At 62.0% G+C, this 15,823-nt stretch carries 17 protein-coding genes and 1 riboswitch; of the genes, 7 read left to right on the forward strand and 10 right to left on the reverse strand.

The window, feature by feature from the left end; genetic code table 11:
• The first annotated feature begins 40 nt into the window (after window positions 1-40).
• The 4 genes from WH87_RS01105 (at window position 41) to WH87_RS01120 (ending at window position 4,936) form a co-directional block, all read left to right on the forward strand.
• Window positions 41-709, forward strand: coding sequence for a GntR family transcriptional regulator (locus WH87_RS01105; RefSeq protein ID WP_046137681.1), 669 nt, complete (start codon window positions 41-43; stop codon window positions 707-709).
• A gap of 176 nt (window positions 710-885) precedes the next feature.
• Window positions 886-1,449, forward strand: a complete 564-nt coding sequence (locus tag WH87_RS01110; protein ID WP_046137682.1) for a biotin transporter BioY — start codon at window positions 886-888, stop codon at window positions 1,447-1,449.
• Window positions 1,446-1,889 (forward strand): DUF1284 domain-containing protein, encoded by a 444-nt coding sequence (locus WH87_RS01115; protein ID WP_046137683.1) that lies wholly within the window; start codon window positions 1,446-1,448, stop codon window positions 1,887-1,889. The genes WH87_RS01110 and WH87_RS01115 overlap by 4 nt, the downstream gene beginning before the upstream one ends.
• 164 nt (window positions 1,890-2,053) lie before the next feature.
• Window positions 2,054-4,936: an EAL domain-containing protein gene (locus WH87_RS01120; protein WP_046137684.1), complete on the forward strand. Its 2,883-nt coding sequence runs from the start codon at window positions 2,054-2,056 to the stop codon at window positions 4,934-4,936.
• A gap of 77 nt (window positions 4,937-5,013) precedes the next feature.
• On the opposite strand, the gene WH87_RS01125 is transcribed toward WH87_RS01120, so the two are convergent.
• Complete coding sequence (locus WH87_RS01125; protein ID WP_046137685.1) at window positions 5,014-5,589, reverse strand: YqgE/AlgH family protein; 576 nt, start codon at window positions 5,587-5,589, stop codon at window positions 5,014-5,016.
• A gap of 129 nt (window positions 5,590-5,718) precedes the next feature.
• Here WH87_RS01125 and WH87_RS18710 point away from each other — a divergent pair, with 129 nt between their 5' ends.
• The 3 genes from WH87_RS18710 to WH87_RS01140 all read left to right on the forward strand — a co-directional run bounded on the left by WH87_RS18710 (window position 5,719) and on the right by WH87_RS01140 (window position 7,763).
• Window positions 5,719-6,528, forward strand: coding sequence for a protein-disulfide reductase DsbD domain-containing protein (locus tag WH87_RS18710; RefSeq protein WP_052726205.1), 810 nt, complete (start codon window positions 5,719-5,721; stop codon window positions 6,526-6,528).
• Between the two features lie 127 nt (window positions 6,529-6,655).
• Window positions 6,656-7,150 carry a peroxiredoxin gene (locus WH87_RS01135; protein ID WP_046137686.1) on the forward strand — a complete coding sequence of 165 codons (495 nt, stop codon included), beginning with the start codon at window positions 6,656-6,658 and terminating at the stop codon, window positions 7,148-7,150.
• 22 nt (window positions 7,151-7,172) lie between these two features.
• Complete coding sequence (locus WH87_RS01140; protein ID WP_046137687.1) at window positions 7,173-7,763, forward strand: hypothetical protein; 591 nt, start codon at window positions 7,173-7,175, stop codon at window positions 7,761-7,763.
• A gap of 214 nt (window positions 7,764-7,977) precedes the next feature.
• Here the strand turns inward: WH87_RS01140 and gcvPB are convergent, their stop codons facing one another.
• The 9 genes from gcvPB to WH87_RS01185 all read right to left on the reverse strand — a co-directional run bounded on the left by gcvPB (window position 7,978) and on the right by WH87_RS01185 (window position 15,514).
• Complete coding sequence (gcvPB, locus tag WH87_RS01145) at window positions 7,978-9,501, reverse strand: aminomethyl-transferring glycine dehydrogenase subunit GcvPB (RefSeq protein ID WP_046137688.1); 1,524 nt, start codon at window positions 9,499-9,501, stop codon at window positions 7,978-7,980.
• The gene (gene gcvPA / locus WH87_RS01150) at window positions 9,498-10,841 is read right to left on the reverse strand and encodes an aminomethyl-transferring glycine dehydrogenase subunit GcvPA (RefSeq protein WP_046137689.1); all 1,344 of its coding nucleotides are present in this window, start codon (window positions 10,839-10,841) and stop codon (window positions 9,498-9,500) included. Before gcvPA ends, gcvPB begins: the two co-directional genes overlap by 4 nt.
• Before the next feature lie 9 nt (window positions 10,842-10,850).
• The gene (gene gcvH / locus WH87_RS01155; protein WP_046137690.1) at window positions 10,851-11,216 is read right to left on the reverse strand and encodes a glycine cleavage system protein GcvH; all 366 of its coding nucleotides are present in this window, start codon (window positions 11,214-11,216) and stop codon (window positions 10,851-10,853) included.
• A 10-nt stretch (window positions 11,217-11,226) separates the two neighbouring features.
• A complete protein-coding gene (gcvT, locus tag WH87_RS01160; protein WP_046137716.1) occupies window positions 11,227-12,384 on the reverse strand; it encodes a glycine cleavage system aminomethyltransferase GcvT in 1,158 nt (385 codons plus the stop codon).
• 159 nt (window positions 12,385-12,543) lie between these two features.
• A riboswitch (glycine riboswitch) is annotated at window positions 12,544-12,632 on the reverse strand.
• Window positions 12,633-12,797: 165 nt separating this feature from the next.
• On the reverse strand, window positions 12,798-13,286 hold the full coding sequence (locus WH87_RS01165) for a F0F1 ATP synthase subunit B family protein (RefSeq protein ID WP_245622279.1): 489 nt from the start codon (window positions 13,284-13,286) through the stop codon (window positions 12,798-12,800).
• Window positions 13,287-13,291: 5 nt separating this feature from the next.
• The gene (locus WH87_RS01170) at window positions 13,292-13,933 is read right to left on the reverse strand and encodes a F0F1 ATP synthase subunit B (RefSeq protein WP_156167879.1); all 642 of its coding nucleotides are present in this window, start codon (window positions 13,931-13,933) and stop codon (window positions 13,292-13,294) included.
• Window positions 13,934-14,033: 100 nt separating this feature from the next.
• Window positions 14,034-14,261 (reverse strand): F0F1 ATP synthase subunit C, encoded by a 228-nt coding sequence (locus tag WH87_RS01175; protein WP_046137693.1) that lies wholly within the window; start codon window positions 14,259-14,261, stop codon window positions 14,034-14,036.
• A gap of 62 nt (window positions 14,262-14,323) precedes the next feature.
• Window positions 14,324-15,097, reverse strand: a complete 774-nt coding sequence (locus WH87_RS01180) for a F0F1 ATP synthase subunit A (protein WP_281175150.1) — start codon at window positions 15,095-15,097, stop codon at window positions 14,324-14,326.
• Window positions 15,098-15,121: 24 nt separating this feature from the next.
• A complete protein-coding gene (locus tag WH87_RS01185; protein WP_052726206.1) occupies window positions 15,122-15,514 on the reverse strand; it encodes an AtpZ/AtpI family protein in 393 nt (130 codons plus the stop codon).
• Window positions 15,515-15,823: the final 309 nt, after the last annotated feature.

Raw genomic sequence — 15,823 nt, forward strand, 5'->3', positions numbered from 1 at the left:
TCGCCTCGACAGGCGCAGCGACGCAAATTATCTATAAAACATGACCCAGACCAAAGACGACACCATTGCCGTGCGGATCAGCAAGGTGCTGGCCGATCGCATCATTGCCGGCGAGATCGAGCCGGGCAGCCGTCTGCGGCAGGATCACATTGCCAGTGAGTTCGGGGCTAGCCATGTGCCGGTGCGCGAGGCGTTCCGCCGGCTGGAAGCGCAGGGTCTGGCGATCAGCGAACCACGGCGCGGGGTACGTGTCGCCGCGTTCGATCTGGCCGAAGTGCGCGAAGTCGCTGAAATGCGGGCCTCGCTTGAAGTGCTGGCATTGCGCCATGCCGCACCGCACCTGACCAAGGCGATTCTGGATCTGGCCGAAGACGCCACGCGGGCTGGGGATAAGTCGCGCGATGTGCATTCATGGGAGGAGGCGAACCGCACGTTCCACCGCACCATTCTGGCTCCTTGCGCCATGCCGCGTCTGCTTGCCACGATTGATGATTTGCATGCGGCCAGTGCCCGGTTTTTGTTTGCCGCGTGGCGCACCGAGTGGGAAACCCGCACCGATATGGATCATCTGGCCATTCTGGCAGCGCTGCGGCAGGGCAATGTCGACGCTGCACTGACGACCTTGGGACGGCATGTGCAATGGATCGGCCAGAAGCCCGTCCGCACCGCCGCTGGCACCACCCGCGAGGCCTTCGCCATCGTCGGGTAATGGCGTCAGGCCCCCGCTTTTTAGCTCCAACTATCATCTGTGCATCCGTTCAACGGACGGACGTGGCCGGTCTATGCGCGCTTGGATGCCGCGCGGGCATTGCTCCGGGCGCAGATTTTCGGTTTAATAGATGAGTCGACAGAATTATCTATAATTTATCGAAACGAGAAATCTTCATGACGACGACACTGACTTCCACCCGATCCTTCAGCCCGCTGCGCCTTGAGACTCGGCCTTTGGCCTGGCAGGCTGCCGCTGTCGTGCTGGGCACCGTGCTGCTGGCACTCTCATCTTACATCGAGGTGCCGATGGTGCCGGTGCCCATGACCATGCAGACATTGGCTGTGACGCTGGTTGGCGCGCTCTATGGCTGGCGCCTGGGCGCTGTCACCGTTGCTGCCTGGTTGGTTGAGGGCGCATTTGGTCTGCCGGTGCTCGCAGGCGGGGCAGGCGGCCTTGCCCACTTTGCCGGGCCAACGGTCGGCTATCTCTTTGCCTTCCCACTGGCTGCGGCCCTCGTCGGCTTTCTGGCCGAGCGTGGCTGGAACGGTCATCGCGTCGTGCTGGCCTTTGCTGCGATGCTGCTGGGCAATGTGGTTTGCCTCGCTGTCGGCGGCGCGTGGCTTGGTGTTAATTTTGGCGCTGAAGTGGCAATCGCTTCGGGGGTTGCGCCATTCGTCGTTGGTGCCGTGCTGAAATCGGTGCTGGGCGCGGCGGCTCTCAAGGCTCTCGCCCGTTGACCGTCAACCTGCGCGCCCACCATCTGCTCTGCATGCTGACCTATGTCGGCAAGGGCTACACGCCTGCCTTTACCGTCAACTACGACGCGATTGTGCAGCGACTCAATGGTGGCGAGGACATTCAGATTGTGGATGGCCCCGACGATATCTGCGCGCCCCTGCTCGGCGAGCCCGATCCCCATTGCTGGCGCGATAGCGTCATTGAGCGGGATCGCCAGGCTGCCAAAGCCCTCACAAATCTGCTGGCGCGGTCTATCCGCGCTGGCACCCGTTTTCGTCTTGGAGAGGCCGAACTTGCCATGATGCGCCGCGCCTTTGCGGGGCGAGATATCCGGCAGGCGTGCGAGGGGTGCGAGTGGAGCGGGCTTTGCACAGCAATTGCTGGTGCCGATTATCCGGACGTCCGGCTTGATATTGCTGGGGCGCAGCAGGCCCTCTGACCCCCTGTTGCCTATTGGCAACAGCCCCCAGTGCTTGTCGCACAGGCCAATCCCCGCTACCAAAGGTGCTTCTCGACACGCGGATGCCGTTCGGCAACGGGGTGATTTTTGTCCCCGCGCGTTGCCGCCACAATGAAGCCTAGCGCAGGATATACTCACCCCTGATGCGTCACCTCAAAGCACTCGCGATGTGGCTTGCGTTCGCGCTTGCGATGATCGTGCCCGCCACCGCGTTCGAAGTCATTTCCGTCCCGCAGGACGTTAACGCGGTCAATCTGTCCGACGTGATCGAGATCGTTCCCGGCTCCGATGGCAAGGTTCAGCTGTCGACCGCCCCGGGCGAGGACGGCATTATCCGCCGCATCGAAGTGCTAGCGAGCGAGCGTGGCACCAATCCAGATTTCGCACTGTTTGCGCTGCGCAACGAAAGCGATCAGCAGATCGAGCGCCTGCTCGTCGCGCCGTTCTATCGTCTGCCCGGCTCCGGGCTGATCCAGCCTGATCTGGGCGACGAGCGCGTTAAGGCGCTGACCCCAAGCGCCGGCATTCGTCCGGTGAAGCTGGTGGACAGCGAGGCCGACGTCTTCGAGGTGACCCTCGATCCCGGCGCGACCGTGACCTTCGTGGCCGAGCTCCAATCCAACAAATTGCCCGAGCTTTATCTCTGGCAGCCCAATGCCTATCGTGATTACGTCAACTCGTTCACGTTGTTCCGCGGCGTGGTGCTGGGCGTGGCCTCGCTGGCGGCTGTGTTCCTGACCATTATGTTTGTGGTCAAGGGGCGTGGCGTATTCCCGGCGACGGCAGCTTTTGCCTGGGCCGTGCTGGTGTATCTGCTGATCGATTTTGGCGTTTTGGGCCGCTTGCTGGGCCTACCAGCGGGAGGGGTGCAACCGCTGAGAGCTGCCTCCGAGGCGGGCATAGCGACGACATTAGCCGGGTTCTTATTTATCTATCTGAACCTGCATCGATGGCATCTGCGGTTTGTGCATCTGGCGCTTGGTCTGGCGACCCTGTTCCTCGCGCTGTTTGCCTTCGCGTTTTTCCAGCCTGAAATTGCGGCGACGATCTCACGTCTCGTGCTGGCGATGCTGGGTATTTCGGGCTTCTTCCTGATCCTGCTGCTCGCGCTGCGTGGCTATGACCGCGCCGTGCTGCTGGTGCCGACCTGGATCATCATCATCGCCTGGCTGTTCTATTGCTGGCTGGTGATTTCGGGTCAGGTGTCCAACGACGTGGCACAGCCCGCTGTGGGCGGTGGCCTTGTTCTCGTGGTCATGCTGCTCGGCTTTACCGCAGTACAACACGCCTTCTCCGAGGGGCAGGTTTCCATCGGCACACTGAGCGAAGTCGAGCGCCGCGCTCTGGCACTCACTGGCTCGGGCGACTTCGTCTTTGACTGGAATATCGAGCGCGATCGCGTGTCGGTCAGCGATGAGCTGGCGACGCGGCTCGGCGAAAAGCGCGGGGCGCTCAAGGGCGCCATCAAGCGCTGGCTTGACCGGGTGCATCCCGATGATCGTGACCGTTTCCGCACGGCGTTCGATACACTGGTGGAGCTGCGCCGTGGCAAGGTGTCGTCCGACATGCGCATTGCCAGCCATGATGGCAGCTATCGTAGCTTCCGCATGCGGGTGAAGCCCGTATTGGGCGGCGACGGGCAGGTGAACCGTATCGTCGGCACCCTGCAGGACGTGACCGATGATCGTGCAGCGCGCGAACGCCTGTTGCACGACGCCGTGCATGACAGCCTGACCGGCCTTCCCAACCGCATGCTGTTCCTGGATCGGTTGGAACGCGCTCTGGTGCGGGCAAGGACGCCCGGCGGCACTAAGCCTGCCGTGTTCCTGATCGATATCGACCGGTTCATGGAGCTCGAAGAACGCATTGGTCACTCGGCGGCCGATTCTGTGCTGCTGGCAATTTCCCGCCGCATCTCCCGCATCATGCGTCCGCTCGACACCGTTGCGCGCGTCACGGGCGACCAGTTTGCTGTGATCCTGGCCTCCGAGCAGGCGGCGGGCAAGATTGCCGAAACTGCCGAGCAGATCCGCAAGGCGCTGAAGGCTCCGTTCAATTTTGGTGATCGCGACCTGACGCTGTCGGCGTCCATTGGTGTCACCATCTACGACAGCAATCCGGCAACGGCGGCGGACGTGCTGCGCGATGCCGAACTGGCGATGTATTACGCCAAGCGGCTTGGCGGCGACCGTATTGAGGCCTATCGCGCCTCTGCCCGTTCGATCTCGGCCTATAATCGCGCCAGCGAGGAAGACCTGGAACGCGGCATGAAGCAGGGCGAGCTGCATGTGCAGTTCCAGCCGGTCATGGATATTCAGACTGGCCAGATCGCTGGTGCTGAAGCCCTGATGCGCTGGAACCACCCAACGCGTGGTGCGGTCAATCCCGATGAGTTCGTGCCGCTGGCCGAACGCTCTGGGCAGATCGAAAAGCTCGGCCGCCTGGCATTCGAACAGTCCGCGGCACAGGCCAAGGAATGGATGTCTTCCATGGGTGGATTGCCCGAGGACTTCTTCATTTCGGTCAATCTGTCGCCCACCCAACTGGCGACCGAAACGCTGCTCAACGACATGCGCAACCTTGTCAGTCAGGACAAGAACCTGGCGCGTCACCTCAAGCTCGAGATTACCGAGAGCCAAGTGATGACCAATCCAGAGCACTCCGCCTATATGCTGCAGGCGCTGCGCAATCTGGGGCTGGGTCTGGCGCTGGACGATTTCGGCACCGGGCACTCATCGCTGAGCTATCTGCACCGCTTCCCCTTCGACACCATCAAGATCCCCGCGCCATTCGTGAAGATCAGCGACGCGAACGGCATTTCTCATACGCAGGGGCCGATCATCCGGGCGGTCGTGGCCTTGGCCACCGATCTCGATCTGATGCTGATTGCAGAAGGGGTGGAGACGCTGGATGAGATTGAGCGCCTGCGCCAACTCAACTGCCGCTATGCCCAGGGCTTCGCCTTTGGCGCAGCGATGAGCGGGCCTGAGTTCGGCAAGAAGCTGAGCGCACAGTTGGCGCGGTAGGCTGGCGGAGGATCAGAGTACCCCCTCCTGGCCTCCCCCTGATAGGGGGAGGGATTTGCCCTGTGGGTTTGCCTTGGTCAGGCGTGCCCGGCATCCGGGCTCAGCGTCGCCCGCGTAATGTGCAGGCTGGCCAGTGCGGCGTCGTAGCGCTCTTCCACTGGCGTATCGAACAACAGCTCACGGGAGAACGGCACGGTGAGCCAGCCATTGTCGCTGATCTCGCCTTCCAGTTGCCCCGGGGCCCAGCCACAGCACCCCAGCGCGAAAAATGTAGACTTGGGTGCGGGGCCGAAGGCGATGGCCTTGAGCACGTCGAGTGTGGCGGTCAGGCTGATGCCTTCGGCGACCGGATAGGTGTTGCCGCTGTGATAGTCCGCGGAATGCAGCACGAAGCCACGCCCTTTTTCCACCGGGCCACCGCGCATCACCACGCGATCGCGGATCGCCTCGGGCAGGCGGATGACCGCGTCCGGATCGCCCAGGTCGATCTCGTCGAGCACATCGGCGAAGCGCAGGTCGGTCAGTTCCTGATTGATGACAAGGCCCATCGCCCCCTCGCTGCCATGGCCAACGAGCAGGATGACGCTTTCTGCAAAGCGTTCATCGGCCATGTCGGGCATGGCCACTAGGAATTGTCCTTCAAGCGAGTTCATGGTGTGATTGTAGGGACGCGCGTCTCCTGTGCCAAGTTAACTTGGTCGAATGGCTGTCCTGCAGCCATCACGAAGGCCTGATGGCGTGTCAGCTATTTCTTCATCCCATCCTGCGCTAATGCCTCAATCATGCGTCTGTCGATCCTAGCCATCTCCACCCTGAGCCTTGTTGTGCCCGCTTTTGCGGGCGAAACGCCATGGCAGGAAGTGGCTCCGGGCGTGAACCTGCGACTGGTGAGCACTGGCCAGATCAATGCCGATGGCACCGCGCTGATCGGGCTTGAACTCGATATGCCGGAAAACACCAAGACCTATTGGCGTGTGCCCGGCGACACCGGCCTGCCCACCGAGCTTGATTTCGCTGGGTCGACTGGCGTGCTGGATCACGAAATTCTCTGGCCCTATCCGACCCGATACGAGGCCGATGGCTATCTGGACTACGTCTATCTCGGCCCGACCATGCTCCCGATCGAGCTGAAGCTCGCGGCGGGGGCGAATAATATTGAGGTTTCGGCCGTGCTGGGCGTCTGTTCGGACATCTGTGTGCCGGCGCAAGCCCATTTCAGTCTGCCCGTCGACGGCGATGAAGCGGACATGCCAAATGGGCTGCGCATCAAGCAGGCGGCGGCCGAGGTGCCGATCGAGTGGGATGGCAAGAGCCAGCCTTTCGACACGATCGAGTACCGCGCAGATGACGACATGCTGGCGGTGCACATTGCCGATCCGGATGTGGACCCGGCCTCGCTGATTGCCGCGACGGACACCGGCGAGCCGCTATTCGGTGCGCCGCAAAAAAGCCCGGAACCAAACCTAGTCCTGATCCCGATCCTGGGTAAAAGCCGCGATCACGGCTTGGAAACCCGCAGCGTTCAGATCACATTCATGACCAGCATGGGACCATACGAAGTCTCGCGGTCCATCACGGTGCCGAAGAGCTAGCAGCGCGTGTAAACGGGGAAGGTCGGTCGCAGACCTTGAATGCGGGGGCAAAGCCGCATATCCCGAATGCACGATTTCTTGGGGAAGTGGCCGCCGCCCGGCAGCCAGAGGCATGGGACTATCACGCATGATCGAAAACGGATCCGCAATTCCATCCGTGGGGATCAAACTGGTCACTGCCGACGGCGTGAGCGATGCCACCAGTGACGCGGTGTTGGGCGCGGGGACCGTGGTCCTTTTCACCGTTCCAGGCGCCTTCACCCCCACCTGCCATGTCAATCATCTGCCCGGCTATGTGGCCAATGCCGAAAAGCTTCATGCTGCCGGTGTGGACCGCATCGTCTGTGCGTCGGTCAACGACGTGCATGTGATGAAGGCCTGGGCTGAAGCCTCGGGCGCATTGGGCAAGGTCGATTTTATTGCCGACGGCAATGGCGATCTGGCCGAAGCCCTTGGAATTGCCAAAGATTTCTCCGGAGCAGGCATGGGCAAGCGCTTTGCGCGGTCCGCCCTGCTGATCCGTGATGGCATCGCTCAGGCGGTGTTCGTCGAAGATGCGCCGGGCGTCAATGCCAGCGGCGCACCCGCCATTCTGATGGCGCTTGAAGCCGCAAATGCCTAAAGTCAGCGTCAGGAGACCCTATATGACCCAGTCCACTTCTCTGGTCCTGCGCTTGTCCGCTCTGTGCGGTGTTGCGGCGCTGCTTGCTGGTTGCTCGATGGGCGGCATGTTTGGCGGCGGCAATTCTGCGGCGCAGACCCAGTCGCTGCAGAACGCGACGGCCAGTCCAGCGGCTGTGGCCCAGGCTCAGTCGAGCGCGCTGCCCGCAATCGCCACCCAGTGCCCGCCGATCAAGGTGCGCGCCGGTACCGAGGCGATGTTCTATTACGGCAATGGCCAGACTGGGAACGCCAAGGCGCTGCAATACCAGGGCGTGATCGACGAAACTTCGCGCAACTGCGTGGTCTCGAACGGCCTCATCACCGTGAATATGGGCGTGGTCGGCCGCGTGCTGCTTGGTCCCGCTGGTAGCCAGTCGACCGTCAACGCGCCGATCCGCTTCGCTGTCGAGCGCGATGGTCAGGCTGTGTTCTCGGAGAAATACACCATCCCCGTCGCCATCACCCCACCGGCCCAGTCGGCTGAGTTCGTCAAGGTGATCGACAATGTCGCGATCCCCTATCTGGGCGGCGAGACCATCACCATCTGGGTCGGTTTCGATACCAAGGGCTAAGCTCTGGTGCAGTTTGAATAGCAAAAGGCCCGCGGATCGCTCCGCGGGCCTTTTTGTCCTTGGGGGACGTTGGGGAGTTTTCTGGGGCATCGGAGTACCCCCTCCTAGCCTCCCCCTGATAGGGGGAGGGACTGATCGAGTTTGGCGCGGCATTGTGCTTAAGCACCGGCCGCATTCCTCCCCCTTTTCAGGGGGAGGTTAGGTGGGGGTACTCTTAAGTCCGTTCCCACTTCAAAATCGGCGAGCGAGCTGCGCGGGTCTCATCCAGACGACGGCGCGGTGCTTTGAGCGGGGCTGAGGTGAAGCGTTCCTTGTTGCCCGCCTTGGCGTCGGCGGCCAGCTCCTCCATCACGTCGCAGAACCGATCCAGCGTTTGCTTGCTTTCGCTTTCGGTGGGCTCGATCAGCATGGCGCCGTGAACGACCAGCGGGAAATACATGGTCATGGGGTGGAAACCCTCGTCGATCAGCGCCTTGGCGAAATCGAGTGTGGTGACGCCGGTGCCGGCCAGGAACGTATCGTCGAACAGCGCCTCATGCATGGTCGGGTAGTCGCCGAACGGCACCGAGAAGGCGTGGGCGAGGCGCGCCTTGATGTAGTTGGCGTTGAGCACGGCGTCCTGCGCCGCCTGTGCGAGGCCGTCGCCGCCATGGCTGAGCATATAGGTCAATGCCCGCACATACATGCCCATCTGGCCCTGGAAGGCCGTAATGCGGCCCAGAGCGCTATCCTTGGCGTGTTCCACCAGCTCAAGCCCACCGGCACCCTTGCGCACGAAGGGCACGGGCGCGAATGGCGCCAGAGCCTCGGACAGCACAACGGGGCCAGCACCGGGACCGCCGCCGCCATGCGGCGTCGAGAAGGTCTTGTGCAGGTTGATATGCATGGCGTCGATGCCGAGGTCACCCGGACGGACAACACCCATGATCGCGTTGAAATTGGCGCCGTCGCAGTAGAAGAACGCCCCGGCCTGATGCACGGCTTCGGCAATCTCGATGACTTGTGGCTCAAACAGGCCGCAGGTGTTGGGATTGGTCAGCATGATCGCCGCAACGTCTGTAGACAGCGCATCCTTGACCGCCTGCACGTCGACCGTGCCATCGGCGCGGGCCGGGATTGGCTTGACCGAATAGCCGAGGAACGCGGCGGTGGCTGGATTGGTGCCGTGGGCGCTTTCGGGAACCAGCACGATGGTGCGGTGGCTCTGGCCAGCGGCGTCCTGGGCTGCCTTGATCGCCATCATGCCGAGCAGCTCACCATGTGCGCCCGCCTTGGGCGTCAGGGCGACGGCAGCGGTATTGGTGAGGGTCATCAGCCAATGGCTGAGCTCGTTCATCAGCGTCAAAGCGCCCTGAACCGTCGAAACAGGCTGCAGCGGATGGATGTCCGAAAAGCCGGACAGGCGGGCCATCTTTTCGTTGAGGCGCGGATTGTGCTTCATCGTGCACGAGCCGAGTGGGTACATGCCGCTGTCGATCGAGTGGTTGAGGCGGCTGAGGCGCACATAGTGGCGCATCGCCTCGGGCTCGGTGAGCCCAGCCAGATCAAGCTTGGACTTACGCTCGAAGCCGCCGAGGCGGTCATTGCTGATGGTCACGTCAGGCAGATCGACGCCAGAATGCTCGGTGTCGCCGATTTCAAACAGCAGCGGCTCATTGGGGAGCAGCGCTGAGCCGGAGGTGGAGGCAAAGCCGGACGTGCCGACGCCGGTGGGGCGGCCCTGATTGTTCATGCTCATGCCAGTTCCTCCGCAAGAGCGACGCAGAGTTCGCTGATGTCGCTATCGGTGGTGAGTTCGGTTGCCGCCAGGACGAGGAGGTTGGCGACATCCGGATTGGTCGGCTCAAGGCGGCTGACGGGAACACCAGCCAGAATGCCGCGCTCGGCAAGACGCTCAATCAGCTGCGCAGCTGGCTGGGCAGTGCGGATGGTGAGCTCGTTAAAGAACGACTTGTTGAGCACCTCAACGCCCGGCACACCGGCCAACGCGTCGGCCAGCTTGCAGGCCTGCGCGTGGTTGAGGCGTGCAAGGCGGGTGAAACCGGCCTCCCCAAGCAGCGCCATGTGAATGGAGAAGGCGAGGGCACAGAGGCCCGAATTGGTGCAGATGTTCGACGTCGCCTTTTCGCGGCGGATGTGCTGCTCGCGGGTGGAGAGCGTCAGCACGAAGCCGCGCTGGCCATCGGCATCGACGGTTTCGCCACACAGGCGCCCGGGCATCTGGCGGATGAATTCCTTGCGGGTCGCCATCAGGCCGAGATAGGGGCCGCCAAAGTTCAGGGCGTTGCCGATCGACTGGCCTTCAGCCACGACGATATCCGCGCCGAGCGCGCCGGGGGCTTCGAGCACGCCGAGCGATACCACCTCGGTGATCACCACGATCAGCAGCGCGCCCTTGGCGTGAGCGGCGTCGGCGGCGGTCTTGACGTTGCGCAGGTGGCCGTAAAAGTCCGGGGTCTGCACCACGATGGCGGCGGTGTTCTCGTCGATATGGTCGAGAATATCGCCCTGACCTTCGGGGGAGGCCGACAGGATTTCGAGGTCGGCGTCGTCCTTGAGATAGGCGCGGACCACGTCGCGATAATGCGGGTGCAGGCCTCCCGAGAGAACGATCTTGTTGCGACGGGTCAGGCGGCGCGCCATCAGCACGGCCTCGGCAGTGCCGGTGGAGCCGTCATAGAGGCTGGCATTGGCCACGTCCATGCCGGTGAGCTTGGCGACCTGGGTCTGGAACTCGAACAGCATCTGCAGGGTGCCCTGCGAGATTTCGGGCTGATAGGGCGTGTAAGCGGTGAGCCATTCCGAGCGCTGGATCAGATGATCCACTGTCGCCGGAACATGGTGGCGATAGGCGCCAGCACCGACGAAGAACGGGCCGTCTGCGCCCGCGCGGTTCTTGGCGGCCAGCGCCCGCATATGGGCTTCGACCAGAAATTCGGGGCTATGGGCGGGCAGGCCGAGATCGAAGCTTTTCAGTGCCGATTTGGGCACGGCGCTGAACAGGGCATCGATATTGGCCGCGCCAATGACGCCAAGCATTTCGGCGCGTTCGGCATCGGAATGGGGAAGGTAGCGCATGAAGCTCTCTTACTTGGTCAGGTCGGCATAGCCGGCGTCATCGAGCAGGCCATCGAGTTCGCCCGCATCGGCGATGGCGATCTTGTAGATCCAGCCGCCAGCGGTCGGGTCCTGATTGACCAAGCCCGGTTCGCCCGAGAGCGCTTCGTTGATTTCGGTGACGGTGCCCGAAACGGGGGCGTAGATCTCGGAGGCGGCCTTGACCGATTCAACGACGGCGGCCTCGTCGCCCTTCTTGAGCACTTTGCCGACGCTGGGCAGCTCGACGAAGACGATGTCGCCAAGCGCTTCCTGCGCATAATTGGTGATGCCGACAACGCCAGTGGCGCCCTCGACGCGAATGTATTCGTGGTCAGGCGTGAATTTGGTGGTCATGACAGATCCCTCAACTGGACTTGCGGAAATAACGATGGGGCACGAAGGGTGTTGCCACCACTTCGGCCGATTGGGCACGGCCACGGACGCTGACAGCCAGCTTGGTTCCAATGGCGGTATGGGTCGGCGGCACAAAGCCGAGGGCGATAGCTTTGCCCAGCGACGGGGCAAAGCCACCGCTGGTGACAACGCCGATGACGGCGCCAGCCTCATCCAGGATTTCGGCGCCTTCGCGGGCGGGGGCACCTTCAACGATCAGGCCGACGCGCTTGCGGGCAGGGCCGTTCTCGCGCTCCGCCAGAATGCGGGACGCACCGGGAAAGTCAGCGGCCTCGCGGCGGCGCTTGGAGACGGCAAAGCCGAGATCGGCCTCAATGGGGGAGGTGGTCTCGTTGAGGTCGTGGCCATAAAGCGGCAGACCCGCCTCAAGGCGGAGACTGTCGCGGGCGCCAAGGCCAACGGGTTTGACGCGCGGATCGGAGAGCAGTGCTGCCCACAGCGTGGGTGCAGTGGCCGCAGAGGAGAGGATTTCAAAGCCATCTTCGCCGGTATAGCCAGCGCGGGCGATGGTTAGCGTTTCGCCTGACCACTCGAAGGTGCCAAATTGCATGAAGCCGAGCTCAACGACGCCCGGGATCATGGCGCTCAGCACGCCAACGGCCTCGGGTCCTTGCAGGGCGAGAAGTGCACCATCATCGGCCCGGGTCAGCTTGGCCTTGTCGCCAGCGGCAGCGGCGATCCGAGCGAAGTCGCCCTCCTTGGTCCCGGCGTTGACCACGATGTAGAGCGTGCCCGGCGTCGTGGTACGCGCGACCATCAGATCGTCGATGACGCCACCGGTCTCGTTGAGCAGCAGGGTGTAGCGGATCTGGCCGGGCTTGAGGGCAGCAATGTCGCCGGAGATCAGCGGCTCGATTATGGCGGCAATGGCAGCATGATCGGCTTCGGCGTCGCCGCTTGGCTGGGTGAGCGCCAAAAAGCTCGGCCCCATATGGCTCACGTCGAACAGGCCAGCCTGTTCGCGGGTCCATTTGTGCTCCGTCATGATGCCGGAGGGGTATTGCACGGGCAGGTTATAGCCCCCGAACGGCACCATGCGGCCGCCAGCGGCAACGTGCTGATCGAACAGGGGCGTGATCTTGAGGTCTTCGGCTGAGGTCTGGGCCATCAACACATCCCGGAAATTGAACAAGGCGACACGACTACACTCGCCTTGCGGCGAATTCCGTGCCCCCTCTGTCCTCATCACCTGAGAGATTTCCCGGCTGAGCGCCGGTTGCTCCTTCGGTGGGACCTGGCGCTGTGCCGGTCCGCTTTCCAGAGTTGTATCGGTACTGCGGTCCTTTTGCCTGAGAGTTTCCGGGGCGGTTGCTCCTTCGGCGCTGGAGAAAATCCAATCTCTCCCGCAGTGAGGGCACCATGGTGGAGAATCCAAGGGGCGTCAATCGGGGGGAGGGCGGTTTTGCAACGCCGGTCGTGACCCTCGGGTCAAGCCCGAGGCCACGAGTGGTGAGCGAGGTGATGCCAAACGAAAAAGGCGGACCTTGCGGCCCGCCTTCAAATTTCAAATCCATCCGAACCTTAGTTCAGGCGGCTTCCGACATCGGCGATGGCCTTGTCGACGACCTGAGCACCCTTGCGGTTCATTTCGTCGGTGAGCACAGCGCGGGCGGCTTCGATCGCGACATCCGCGGAGCGGGCACGCACTTCAGCAACGGCCTGAGCTTCTGCCTGGGCGATCTTGTCTTCCACAGCCTTGGTACGACGCGTGACCATTTCCGAAAGGGCGGTCTGTGCGTCGGCAGTCAGGCGCTCGGCCTCCTGCTTGGCAGCGGCGATGATCTCTTCGGCTTCGCCTTCAGCGGCAATGCGTTTCTGCTCATATTCCACGAGCAGGGCAGCGGCTTCCTCGCGCAGCTTCTGGGCTGCTTCGAGTTCGTCAGCGATCTGCTGGATGCGCTTGTCGAGCATCTTGCCGATAACGCGTGGCACGCCAAAATAGACCATAAGGCCAAGGAACAGGACCAGACCGACGGCGGCCCAAAAACTGTTATCCATCCACTCTGCCATCGTCGTTACTCCTTGCTGGCCTTGGCGACGGCAGCGCGAACGCTGTCAGCCGAGACGTCGCCGACCAGCTGGGTCACGACAGTCTGTGCAGTTTCTGCAGCAATCTCATCGACATGCGACATGGCAGCAGCCTTGGTCGCCGCAATGCGGGCCTCAGCGGACGTCACCTTGGATGCGAGATCGGCTTCGACGGCCTTACGCTTGGTCGCGAGCTCGGTCTTGATCGCATCGCCAGTCTCTGCAGCAATGCCCTGGGCCTTGGCCTTGGCAGCAGCGAGAGCGGCTTCGTAAGCAGCGATAGCCGCGTCGGTCTTCTGCCGGCTGGCATCGGCCGCAGCGATATCGGCATCTATACGTGCCTTACGCTCTTCCAGAATGGAGCCAACCCGAGGAAGGGCCAGCTTGCTCATCAGGAGATAGAGCGCAGCAAAACTGATCGCCAGCCAGAGCAGCTGGGATGGGAAAGTTGCCGGATCGAAGGGAGGGAACACATCGGAGTGCCCACCATCATGCGCTTCGGTGGTGGCATGGGTATCAGCGGTCGGATCGGCGTGGGTCGCGTCAACTGCACCAGTGGTGCCGTCAACGGTCACATGCTCTTCGGCCGGGGTTACCGCCTCTTGGGCGTAGGCTTGCGTTACCATCAGGTGAGGTCCCGTTAAATCCGGTCAGTCCGGCAGAAGGCCGGATAATAGTGCGCAGCCGGGAAGAAGCCCCGGCTGCGAAAGCAGGCAGATCGTGCCGATATTAGGCGACGAACAGCAGGATCAGGGCAACCAGGAACGAGAAGATGCCCAGAGCTTCGGTCATAGCCATACCGAAAATCAGGTTACCGGTCTGGCTTGGAGCAGCCGATGGGTTGCGCAGAGCACCCGACAGGAAGTTCGAGAAGATGTTCGACACGCCGAGCGCAGCGCCGGCCATACCGAGAGTTGCAATACCAGCGCCGATAAACTTTGCGGCTTCAGCTTCCATTTTTGTAGTCCTTTCAAGGGTCGTAGTTTGCCGGCGGGGCCCGCCGTTGAGGGACTCAACGCTCAGTGTGAAGGGTGAACCGCGTCGTTGAGATACATCGAAGTCAGCACTGCAAACACATAAGCTTGAACTGCTGCGACGAGGAATTCGAGTGCCGTAATCGCTACCGTCATGATGAGCGGGAGAATGGCGCCAAGCCATCCGAGCCAGCCCAGTGCACCAAGGCTCACCACAAAGCCGGCGAAGACCTTCAGCGTGATGTGACCAGCAAGGATGTTACCGAACAGACGAACCGACAGGCTGACAGGGCGCGAAAGGAACGAAATGATTTCGATCGGCACCACGATTGGCAGCACATAGCCGGGAACGCCAGCAGGCACGAAGAGCTTGAGGAACTTTGGACCGTGGCGGAAGAAGCCATAGCCAATCACAACAGTCATCACGAGAACCGCGAGAGCCACGGTGACGATGATATGGCTGGTGACCGTAAAGAAGTAAGGGACGAGGCCAAACAGGTTGGCGAACAGCACGAAAGTGAAGAGCGAGAACACGAAGGGGAAGAACTTCATGCCCTCTTTGCCGGCTGAACTGCGCAGCATGTTGGCTACGAATTCATACAGCAGCTCACCCGAGAGCTGGAGGCGCGATGGCACCAGCGAGCGCTTGGACGAAGCCAGCAGCACGAAGGTGGTGATCGCAGCAACCGTCAGCACCATAAAGAGCGACGAGTTGGTAAAGGAGAAATTCAGGCCGCTTCCGGCCGTACCGTCACCACCGAGGTGGATCGGAATCATGTCCTCGATGACAAACTGGTGGATTGGGTCAGTACCGGCCAAAACAGAGCCCCTTGCGCGTCGTCATCACTGTTCGTTCCGCTTGTCGTCTTCCGCGTCATGCCGTGGTGGCATAGGCGGGGGAGGCGATGCGGCGTTCATTTCTGCCACCGATCTGGTGACATTTAGTATTCCTGCGGCGAAGCCCAACATGAACATGATGAGCAAGCCCCACGGGCTCGTATTGAGACCCAGATCGATCAGGTAGCCAAGAATGCCACCAATCACAATCGCCGCGACGAACTCGGTGCCGATGCGCATGCCGCGCGCCAGACTGGTTCGATCGTCAGGGCCGTTTCCCGAAGCTCTATTGGCTTCGATGATGCGACCCCTCTGGGCTGAAGCAATACGCGATGCGAGATCGCGCGTCACCTCACCTGAGCTCGGGCCTTCGCCTTTGGTATCTTGCGGTTTAGACATCCGCTCGCTCCCCTCGGCTGGCCCCTATCCCGGATGGTTCCGTGGCGCCCTTTTTAGTCGCGCGCAACATAGTGGTGGGGTCTTGGAGTGTCAAGATTCGCCTCAGCTAGGTAAATTATTGAAAGAATTGGGGTTTTTGGCGCAGTAGGGGGGTGCGGCATGCTGTCCACACCCAATCGTGGCAGAGTCAGGGCAGTGGCGCGAGGATTCTCTGTGTCCTGAGGCGTTCCGGGCCATTGCCGCTGCAATGGCTTAGGCATGGCCCTTTGCGCTCCCGGAATGGATCAGAGCGGTGAATTTGGGTCCGAA

Source organism: Devosia epidermidihirudinis (assembly GCF_000971295.1).
In the GTDB taxonomy this organism is placed as follows: Bacteria; Pseudomonadota; Alphaproteobacteria; order Rhizobiales; family Devosiaceae; genus Devosia; species Devosia epidermidihirudinis.